Source organism: Providencia sp. M-27, from assembly GCF_011077905.1.
Classification (GTDB): domain Bacteria; phylum Pseudomonadota; class Gammaproteobacteria; order Enterobacterales; family Enterobacteriaceae; genus Providencia; species Providencia huaxiensis.
In genome coordinates, this window is record NZ_JAALBT010000087.1 from 1 (window position 1) to 228 (window position 228).

Here is a 228-nt window from a genome sequence, read left to right on the forward strand (position 1 = left end):
TGCTCGGCTAACTGTTTTTTCGCCTCAGCCAGTTCGGCTTCTAACGCCACTTTCTGAGCTGCCTTCGCGGTCTGCTCGGCTAAAGAGGCTTGAATTTTGCCTGCTTGTTGCGCTTTTTGTTGCAGCTCGGCGGTCAGTTGCTGGTTTTTCTCCGCTAATGCTTTTGCATCCGCTTGCTGCTTCGCTAAAGCCTCACGGGTGGTTTGGCTTTCCGTTTCCGCTTTCTTC

Annotated in this window: 1 protein-coding gene; it reads right to left on the minus strand. The window is 52.6% G+C overall.

What is annotated here, in order from left to right; genetic code table 11:
• Positions 1-228: hypothetical protein (locus tag G6Q48_RS22040; protein WP_442959098.1), on the minus strand; the 228-nt coding region annotated here is incomplete at both ends.